The sequence below is a fragment of the Rhodococcus sp. 05-2254-6 genome (assembly GCF_002258565.1).
Classification (GTDB): domain Bacteria; phylum Actinomycetota; class Actinomycetes; order Mycobacteriales; family Mycobacteriaceae; genus Rhodococcoides.
The window spans coordinates 20,303-28,518 of record NZ_NOZF01000151.1; the positions used below are offsets into that span (position 1 = coordinate 20,303).

General features: G+C 64.3%; 10 protein-coding genes and 1 pseudogene. 6 read left to right on the top strand and 5 right to left on the bottom strand.

Annotated elements, in window-relative coordinates; all coding sequences use genetic code 11:
* Positions 1-23 precede the first annotated feature (23 nt).
* Together amiA and CH256_RS20715 are read right to left on the bottom strand one after the other, a co-directional pair.
* The gene (gene amiA, locus CH256_RS28700) at positions 24-137 is read right to left on the bottom strand and encodes a streptamidine family RiPP (RefSeq protein ID WP_254924168.1); all 114 of its coding nucleotides are present in this window, start codon (positions 135-137) and stop codon (positions 24-26) included.
* Between the two features lie 108 nt (positions 138-245).
* The gene (locus CH256_RS20715; protein ID WP_176460310.1) at positions 246-1,175 is read right to left on the bottom strand and encodes an ABC transporter substrate-binding protein; all 930 of its coding nucleotides are present in this window, start codon (positions 1,173-1,175) and stop codon (positions 246-248) included.
* 31 nt (positions 1,176-1,206) lie between these two features.
* On the opposite strand from CH256_RS20715, the gene CH256_RS20720 reads away from it, so the two are divergent.
* The 3 genes from CH256_RS20720 to CH256_RS20730 are packed head-to-tail and all read left to right on the top strand — an operon-like array spanning position 1,207 to position 3,958.
* Entirely contained in the window at positions 1,207-2,196 is a 990-nt protein-coding gene (locus CH256_RS20720; protein WP_179272169.1) for a FecCD family ABC transporter permease, read from the top strand.
* 26 nt (positions 2,197-2,222) lie between these two features.
* Entirely contained in the window at positions 2,223-3,170 is a 948-nt protein-coding gene (locus tag CH256_RS20725) for a FecCD family ABC transporter permease (protein ID WP_179272170.1), read from the top strand.
* Positions 3,167-3,958: an ABC transporter ATP-binding protein gene (locus CH256_RS20730; RefSeq protein ID WP_068056055.1), complete on the top strand. Its 792-nt coding sequence runs from the start codon at positions 3,167-3,169 to the stop codon at positions 3,956-3,958. Before CH256_RS20725 ends, CH256_RS20730 begins: the two co-directional genes overlap by 4 nt.
* A gap of 9 nt (positions 3,959-3,967) precedes the next feature.
* Here CH256_RS20730 and CH256_RS20735 read toward each other — a convergent pair whose 3' ends face one another.
* Positions 3,968-4,543 (bottom strand): TetR/AcrR family transcriptional regulator, encoded by a 576-nt coding sequence (locus CH256_RS20735; RefSeq protein ID WP_068056052.1) that lies wholly within the window; start codon positions 4,541-4,543, stop codon positions 3,968-3,970.
* A gap of 79 nt (positions 4,544-4,622) precedes the next feature.
* Here CH256_RS20735 and CH256_RS20740 point away from each other — a divergent pair, with 79 nt between their 5' ends.
* Positions 4,623-5,240 (top strand): NAD(P)H-dependent oxidoreductase, encoded by a 618-nt coding sequence (locus CH256_RS20740; protein WP_094670485.1) that lies wholly within the window; start codon positions 4,623-4,625, stop codon positions 5,238-5,240.
* Positions 5,241-5,356: 116 nt separating this feature from the next.
* Here CH256_RS20740 and CH256_RS20745 read toward each other — a convergent pair whose 3' ends face one another.
* On the bottom strand, positions 5,357-5,776 hold the full coding sequence (locus CH256_RS20745; RefSeq protein WP_068056047.1) for a nitroreductase/quinone reductase family protein: 420 nt from the start codon (positions 5,774-5,776) through the stop codon (positions 5,357-5,359).
* A gap of 180 nt (positions 5,777-5,956) precedes the next feature.
* On the opposite strand from CH256_RS20745, the gene CH256_RS20750 reads away from it, so the two are divergent.
* Both CH256_RS20750 and CH256_RS20755 read left to right on the top strand, forming a co-directional pair.
* A complete protein-coding gene (locus tag CH256_RS20750) occupies positions 5,957-7,003 on the top strand; it encodes an ABC transporter substrate-binding protein (RefSeq protein ID WP_094670486.1) in 1,047 nt (348 codons plus the stop codon).
* 98 nt (positions 7,004-7,101) lie between these two features.
* Positions 7,102-7,959 (top strand): annotated as a pseudogene (locus CH256_RS20755) (FecCD family ABC transporter permease); the annotation flags it as partial.
* A 50-nt stretch (positions 7,960-8,009) separates the two neighbouring features.
* Here CH256_RS20755 and CH256_RS20760 read toward each other — a convergent pair.
* A partial coding sequence (locus CH256_RS20760; protein ID WP_143536634.1) for an iron chelate uptake ABC transporter family permease subunit occupies positions 8,010-8,216 on the bottom strand: 207 nt, incomplete at its 5' end.

Sequence of the window (8,216 nt, forward strand, 5' to 3'; positions counted from 1 at the left end):
GTGGTGTGCAGACCCCACCGAGATCAGTCCTCGGCTTCCTCGAAGGGGTTCTCGACCAGGGCGTTGCTGTGGCCCGCGGAGTGTGTCGCCAGGGACACCGGTGACTGGATCGAACGGAACAGCTCGTTGTCGTTCATGGTTCTCCTTCTTCGATGGGCAAATCGGTTGCGGTGCAACCGATCCATGGACTCGACATCGTCGAGGTGTCCGACCCTACGTCAATCGATAATCATTTTCAATAAGGTTCAGGAACTTTCGAGCTCGTTCGTCACCGTGGCGAGCACCAACCGCAACGAAATCGTTCCGCGCCCTGTTGCCCACACCCCGGCGTCCACCTCGATCACCCGATCGTTGCGGGCCGCCGCCACACCCGACCACAACGGATTGCTCGCCAGCCGGTCAGAGAGAGGCTCGCTGTCGGAACCTGATGAAAATGCCTGCGCGAAGACCACATCCGGATCCACCGACGCGATCTGCTCCACCGATACCGTCGCGAAGGCATCGGTTCCCGCCTGCCACGGATAGTCACTGACGTCCGTGAGAAGCGAGCCGACGGGGGTGTCGACGGAATCGACTCCGAGACTGCCCGGTTCGCCGTACATCGACAGCGTCGTGAGGCCTTTCCACTTGCCCGCGGCCGCATCGACCTCGGCGGTGAACGCCTCGGCAGCTGCGTCCGCCTGCTCCTGCCGATCCGTCAAACGGCCTATCGTGCGGAGGAATTCGACCGAATCCCGCCAGGAAGTCGGATTCACCAGGTACATCGGTGCCACTTCCTCGACGGCACCCCGCAACCCGTCCTGCACTCCCCCGAGTCCGATGACGAGGTCCGGTTCCGAGAGCGCGATGTCCTCGACGTTCTCTTCACCGAATCCGCCCGTGATCTTGCGCATGTCCACATCCGGACCGGCATAGCGGGGATCGGCCGCAAGTTCCTCTCGGTAAGCGACGGGGGTCATGCCCACCTCCTTCAACGCGTCGACACACATGAGCGTCAGGCACGCGATTCGCTCGACGGGTGCATCGAGCTCGATCACCGTTCCGCTGTCGTCGGTGACCGTGACCGCAGCTGCTGCGTCGGCGTTGCCCGCATCGGCGGTACCGCATGCCGCGAGCGCGAACACCGAGAGTGCGAGTGCGCCGAACAATCGAGAAAAGCCGGACAACTTGCGCATGGGAACTCCTTTGCAGAATGATGTATCCGCAATGATAATCATTACCGATAGACGTTGGCGTGCTGCGGGTACCTGCGCCTGCGTCGCCGTGATCGTGCTGGCTCTGTGCCTGGGCGAGCCGACTCTCGATCCGGTGCGCGCGCTCGACGCCGTGCTCGACCCGTCGAATCCCCTCCACCCGCACGTCGCGCTCGTTCGACTGCCGCGTGTGCTGTTGGGCCTGGTGAGCGGTGCAGCCCTCGGACTGGCGGGAGCGTTGATGCAGGATGTACTGCGCAACAGGATTGCCGGTCCGGAGATTCTGGGCGTGTCCTCCGGTGCGGCTGTCGCGATGACGGCAGTTGCCGTGTTTGCACTTCCGTTGCCGCTGACAGCACTTCCCTATCTGGCACTGTGCGGCGCAGCTGTCGCCGGCATTGCGGTCATCACCACCGTTGGACCGACCAGCGACCCTCACCGAGTGGTACTGCTCGGTGCTGCGGTCAGCGCTCTCGCGTCGGGACTGGTCATTGCACTGGTCGGCCTGGGCACCGAAGGGAACCTGCCCCTGCTCTTTCGGTACCTGCTCGGCAGTCTCGGCGAGCGAGGTTGGAGCCATCTCGGTGTCGCAGCACCCTGGCTTGCCGTCTTCATCCCACTCGCTCTGCTCATGCGGCATCGGGTCGCTGCCCTTGCACTCGGAGACGATGTGGCTGCGGGACTGGGCATCTCCGTGATACCGACCCGGCTGACCGCACTGGCGTGCGCCGCAGCGCTCACCGCCGCGGTGGCATCGGTGTGCGGTCCGGTTGCCTATGTCGCGTTGCTGTCCCCACATCTGGCTCGATGGGCTCTGCACACGACGAGTTCACGGCGGATATTCCTGCTCACGCCCATCATCGGCGCAGTCCTGCTCGCTACCGCCGATCTGGCGTCGCGAATCTTGCTGTATCCGATCGAGATCCCCGTGGGCATCACGACGACACTGCTCGGCGTTCCCGTATTGCTGATGGCTCTGCACAGACAAGCCGCGACACGATGAAGGCTCGGCACCTCGTAATGATCGGGATGACGTGCATCGCCGGCCTGGTGATACTTCACCTCGTCTCGGGGCGCAGCGAACTCGAAACGGCCGAGGTGATCAGAGTACTGACCGGCACGTCGGAGGTGCGGGCACACGAGATCATCGTCAGGAACTACCGTCTTCCACGAGTGCTCGTCGGATTGGTTGCCGGTGCACTCCTCGCACTGGCAGGCGTGTTGCTGCAAGCAGTCATGCGAAACCCACTGGCCGAACCGTCGACGACAGGTGTGGGATCCGGTGCGGCGCTGGGCGTTGTGGTGTCGTTTCTGGTGTTGCCCGCCTCCGGTGCCGCACCCCTGGCGTCACTGCTCGGTGCCGCATGTGCCGGACTGGCTCTGTACCTGCTGGGCCGACGCTCCCTGGCGGTCGCGGGAATCCTCATCGGCGCTGTCCTGTCCGCGGTGACATCACTGCTGCTCGTCGTCGATGCACAACCGATGGGCGTGGTTCTTCGATGGCTGATCGGCTCTCTCAATGCAAGGACAACGGACGACTGGAATCGATTGTGGCCCTGGGCAATGGTACTGATACCGGCCGGTCTGCTGTGTGCTTCGCGCGCAAATGCGCTCGTGCTGGGCGACGCGACATCCACCGGCCTCGGGATTCGCCCCCACAGGACTCGAATGTTGCTGCTCGCCATCGCGGTACTGGCCACGTCGACGGCGGTCACGGCCGCGGGTGCCGTCGCGTTCGTCGGATTGATCGCCCCCCACGCCGCACGGGCCGCCCTCGGCGGCGACCACAGGGGACTGATTCCGGTCAGCGTGATCGGTGGTGCCGTGCTGCTGTCCGCCGCAGACCTTCTCGCCTTCAGTGCCTCGATCGACATACCAGGCAACGGACCAGACGTATCGGGACTCCCGGTCGGGGCTGTGACGGCACTCGTCGGCGCTCCCTATCTCATCTGGCTGATCCGAAAGGATGCTCGATGACGGAATACGTCACCACACCGATTCTCGAGACCGTCGACCTCGGTCTCGGGTATCGCAATCGGACGGTATCCGAACACCTCGACATCGCCATCGAGAAGAGAACGGTCACCGCGCTGGTCGGCCCCAACGGATCCGGCAAGTCGACGTTGCTGATGGCTTTGGCCAGGGTGTTGGTCCCTCGCCACGGACAGGTGCGGCTGGACGGCATCCCTGTGCGTGACCGATCGTCGATCGAGACAGCCAGAAGACTTGCGATCCTGCCTCAGACCGCTGTCGCACCGCCCGGGCTACGCGTCCGCGAGCTGGTCGAGCAGGGTCGATATCCGCGGCTCGGTGCGATGTCGATGCTCAGACGGCACGACGACGAGGCCATGCACACGGCGATGCGCTCGACCGGAATCCTCCACCTCGCCGACCGCACTGTCGAATCGCTCTCCGGCGGTGAGCGTCAACGTACCTGGATCGCAATGGCTTTGGCCCAGGAAACCGAAGTGCTGCTACTGGACGAACCCACCACGTATCTCGACGTGCGTCATCAGATCGACGTGATGGAACTGGTCGTCGATCTGGTCGAGAATCGAGGGAAGACCGTGGTGATGGTGCTGCACGATCTCAATCAGGCGGCGCGGTACTGCGACCGGATCGTGGCCATGCGTGATGGTGCGATCGTCGCCGACGGGCATCCCAGCGACATCGTGACACCGACGCTGCTGGACGAGGTATTCGAGATCCGCGCCCGAGTAGTGACAGATCCGGTTGTCGGTAGACCGATGTTCATCGCCGAGTGAGCTGCGGGGTCAGTGTTTCCCCACGACGGCGATGATCAGCTCGGCCAGTTCACCTGTGGCTTCCTCGGGTGCGATTGCGCCCGATACCGCCGCGTGCGACAGCGCTTCCGCTGCACCGAAGATCGCGGTGATCGACGATGCCGAGATCCCGCCGGAGCCGCTGAACGGCTCGAGAATCGACCGGCATCGATCGGAATACGCCCGTTCGGCCGATCGCTTGACCTGTTCGAGTTCGGGCGAGCCCTCCAATGCCGCCAGTACACCCGTCAGCTCACGCCCCTGCGCCAACGCGCAGCCCACGTACGAGTTGGCGATTGCGTGTGCGCGGCCGTTCAACGAGGTGGGCGCGGCGTGGAGGGATTCCTCGAGCATGACCGTTTGCCGGTCGTCGAATTCCGTGAACAGGGCGGCCAGGAGTTCCGCACGCGAGGCGAAGTGGCTGTACACCACGGGTTTTGCGACGCCGGCGTGTTCAGCGAGTCGGCCGAGCGTCAGAGCGTCGGCTCCTTCCGCCCGCACGAGAGCCCAGGAGACATCCACCAACTGGTCGTATCGGTCGGAGCGAGACAGTCGCGTCCGGGCCATCGGGCACCTCCTTGCGCTATATACGAATAGTAACCTACTCTTGGTACATAGCCGCTTCTCCTCACCGAAGGAATCAGCCATGACCACACTTGTCGTAGTCTCCCATTCCGACCCCGACTCCCTGACCCACCACGTCGCTCGATCCGTATCGGACGCGATCCGCACCGCGGGCGACACCGTCGAGACGGCCGATCTGGCGGCCGAGAACTTCGATCCTCGATTCGAGGACGCAGACCTGAAGCTGTTCCGCGGCAACGGAACCACACCGGAGGACGTACGTGTCGAACAAGAACGAATCGATCGCGCCGATCACCTGGTTCTGGTCTTCCCGATGTACTGGTGGTCGATGCCCGCGCTACTGAAAGGGTGGATCGATCGCGTCTTCGTCAGCGGATGGGCGTACGAATACAGCCCTGGAGTCGGGTTCGACAAGAAGCTGGACCGACTCACCGTCCACCTGGTTGCCCTTGCCGGCGACGATGCCGACAGCTTCGAGCGCCACGGCGTCGATGCCGCTTTCCGTACGCAGATCGAGCGAGGCATCATCGAATACTGCGGTGCAACAGTGGGATCGACGAACTTCCTGTACGAAACCGATACCAGGAGTCGCGAGGAACTCGATGCAGAGGTCGCCGATCTCGCTTCTGCCATAGCCGGCCGGGTGGCCGACCGACAGAAGGCCCTCGCCTCCGGCTGATCAGATCTCGACGAGCTCGGAGCGCCGCGTCCCCTGGCGACGGATCCATTGCCATTTCAGGTCCATTGTCGTTCAGGCGCAACGCTTGTCGAAGTCGGAAAACTCGCCCCGGGAGATCAGGTGGGAGTGAGGCGGAAGATCGGGAATCGACGGCCCTCGGCGGTCTCGACGTATTTCGCGAATCCGGAGGAGGCGTCGAGGAACTTCTGCCAACTGTCGGCCCATTCGGCGTCGGGGACTTCCGAGGCCTCCACTGCGACGGTCCGTACTCCCCCATCGTGGGGAACCTCGATGTCGACGCGAGGATGTGCGCGCAGATTGTGAACCCAGGCGGGGTCTTTGGGTGAACCTGCGGCCGAGCCGACGATCAACCAGCTGCCTTCCTGGGAAATCGCCATCAGCGGATTCAGCCGGATCTCGCCACTCTTGGCACCGATCGAGTGCACGACGACAAGGGAATCGCCGAACCCAGCCGTGGACACGTGTCCACCGTTACTGCGGAACTCCTCGATGATCATCTCGTTGAAGTCGGCCATACCACCGATTATGTCGCGGACAGCGTCGGCGCGGACCGGTTTCTCACCGACGGCTCAGCGGCGACGATTTCCATCACCGCCAACCAAAGGTTAGCCTGTGCTCATGCGCGCCTCGGGCGCGCTGCGCCGTCGGGTGATCCCCGGCGGCTCGTTGCTGTCGGAACCCGAAGGACATCCCACGTGCTCAACGTTCGTCGCCGCGCAGGCACCCTCGCCGCCGCTGCTGCCCTGGTCGGATCGCTCGTCGCGTGCGGAGCCTCCGAGGAGGTTCCCGAAGCGGTCTCGGACACCACCGCAGGTGGGACCACCTACCCTCTGACGATCGACAACTGCGGAGAGTCGGTGACCTTCGACTCGGCACCTCAGCGGGTGGTGTCGCTGGATCAGAACTCCACCGAAATTCTCCTCTCGCTCGGCGTGCAGGACCGAATGGTCGGCACCGCGTCCTGGACCGATCCGGTCCGCGAGAACCTCGCCGACGCGAACGCCTCGGTTCCCCGACTGGCCGACAACGCCCCCACCTACGAGGTCGTGGTCGATACCGAACCCGATCTCGTCACCGCATCGTTCGGACGCCACTTCGAGCAAGGCGGCGTCGCTCAGCGGTCCCGCTTCTCCGAAACCGGTGCGGCCACGTATCTTTCACCCACCGACTGCGACGCCGGTCGCAGTGTCAACGGGGGCAACACCCGAACGACTCCGCTCACGATGGAGTCGCTGTACCAGGAGATCACCGAACTCGCGGCGATCTTCGACGTCAACGAGCGCGGTGCCGAGTTCGTCGACGAACTGAAGACCCGCATGGCCGACGCCACCGCGACCACTGCCGAATCGGATGTCTCCGTGGCATTCTGGTTCGCGGACACCAAGAGTCCGTACATCGCAGGCGGACGGGGATCGGCCGATCTACTCGCCAGAACGGTCGGTATGACGAACGTCTTCGCCGACACCGACGACGACTGGCCTGCCGTCGGCTGGGAGACCATGGTGGATCGGGATCCGACCGTCCTGGTACTGGGAGACCTGGCGCGCAACCGTTTTCCCGGTGACCTGCTCGCCGACAAGATCGCATTCCTCGAGTCCGACCCCGTCACGAGCACGATGGCCGCCGTCCGAGACAAGCGCTACATCTCCTTGCACGGTGCGGAGATGAACCCGTCGATCCGGGCCGTCGACGGTGTCGAGAAGGTGTCGGCCGGACTGCGAGACCTGGGACTGTCGTCCTGACCGCGACCATCACCCGTCGGCGCTCCGCCCAGCGATCGCAGACCTCCCGCAGCCTGTGGCGTTGGGTGTTCGCCCTGCTGGGCGGGGTCGTGCTGTGCGTGGTGTCGGTTCTCGTCGCCATCACCCTCGGGCCGGCGAACATCTCGCTGGTCAACGTGCGCGACGTGGTGCTCAACCATCTCGGCATCACCGACATCCCGGTGAAGGTATCGAAGAACGCGATCATCTGGGAGGAGCGACTCCCCCGTGCGCTCGTCGCTGCAGCAAGTGGCGTCGGACTCGGCATCTGCGGCGTCATCATGCAGTCGCTTCTGCGTAATCCCCTGGCGGACCCGTTCGTGCTCGGTGTCTCCTCGGGTGCCTCGACGGGTGCCGTCGTGGTCGGTGTCCTCGGTGTCGGCGGGGCCGCGCTCGGGCTGTCCGGTGGTGCGTTCATCGGTGCACTCGTCGCGTTCGGCCTGGTGTTGTTTCTCGCCCGAATGTCCGGCAGCGGAAACGATCGCGTGATTCTCGCCGGTGTTGCAACCACTCAATTGTTCTCGGCCCTGACGTCTTTCGTGATCTTCGCGTTCGCCGACTCGGACGAGACGCGCGGCGTGATGTTCTGGCTGCTCGGTTCGTTCGAGGGTGTGCGATGGAACGACGTCGTGCTGTGTGTGACCGTGGCCGGCATCGGCGCGGTGGTGTGTTGTTACTACGCGTACGTCCTCGACGCGTTCGCGTTCGGCAACTCGGTGGCGTCCTCGCTCGGCTTCGACGTCAAGAAGGTCCGATTGGCTCTGCTCGTCGGCACCGCCCTGATCACCGCGACATTGGTCAGCGTCGCCGGTGCGATCGGTTTCGTCGGCCTCATTCTTCCGCACGCCGCGCGACTGTTGGTAGGGCCCAACCACAGCCGCCTCGTGCCCACCACTGCCGTCATCGGCGCGATCTTCATGGTGTGGGTCGACGCCGTCGACCACCAGGACGCCACCGCGCTTCCAGGACACGTTCGATGCGTGCAGTGTCATCGAATTCCCCTCCTTCGAGCCATGATCGCGATGAAGGCCGGAACGCCGACCAACGCCGTTCCGACGCCGACCGGAAGTGGGGTCGGCGCAAACGCGACCCGGGAGACGGCGTCGACCCACACCATGAAGATCGCGCCGATGACGGCAGTGGTGGGCACGAGGCGGCTGTGGTTGGGCCCTACCAACAGTCGCGCGGCGGCCTC

Coding starts and splice junctions, on each gene's coding strand:
- CH256_RS20715 (WP_176460310.1), bottom strand. CDS start 1,175: ATGCGCAAGTTGTCCGGCTTTTCTCGATTGTTCGGCGCACTCGCACTC.
- amiA (WP_254924168.1), bottom strand. CDS start 137: ATGAACGACAACGAGCTGTTCCGTTCGATCCAGTCACCGGTGTCCCTG.
- CH256_RS20730 (WP_068056055.1), top strand. CDS start 3,167: ATGACGGAATACGTCACCACACCGATTCTCGAGACCGTCGACCTCGGT.
- CH256_RS20735 (WP_068056052.1), bottom strand. CDS start 4,543: ATGGCCCGGACGCGACTGTCTCGCTCCGACCGATACGACCAGTTGGTG.
- CH256_RS20720 (WP_179272169.1), top strand. CDS start 1,207: ATGATAATCATTACCGATAGACGTTGGCGTGCTGCGGGTACCTGCGCC.
- CH256_RS20725 (WP_179272170.1), top strand. CDS start 2,223: ATGACGTGCATCGCCGGCCTGGTGATACTTCACCTCGTCTCGGGGCGC.
- CH256_RS20745 (WP_068056047.1), bottom strand. CDS start 5,776: ATGGCCGACTTCAACGAGATGATCATCGAGGAGTTCCGCAGTAACGGT.
- CH256_RS20740 (WP_094670485.1), top strand. CDS start 4,623: ATGACCACACTTGTCGTAGTCTCCCATTCCGACCCCGACTCCCTGACC.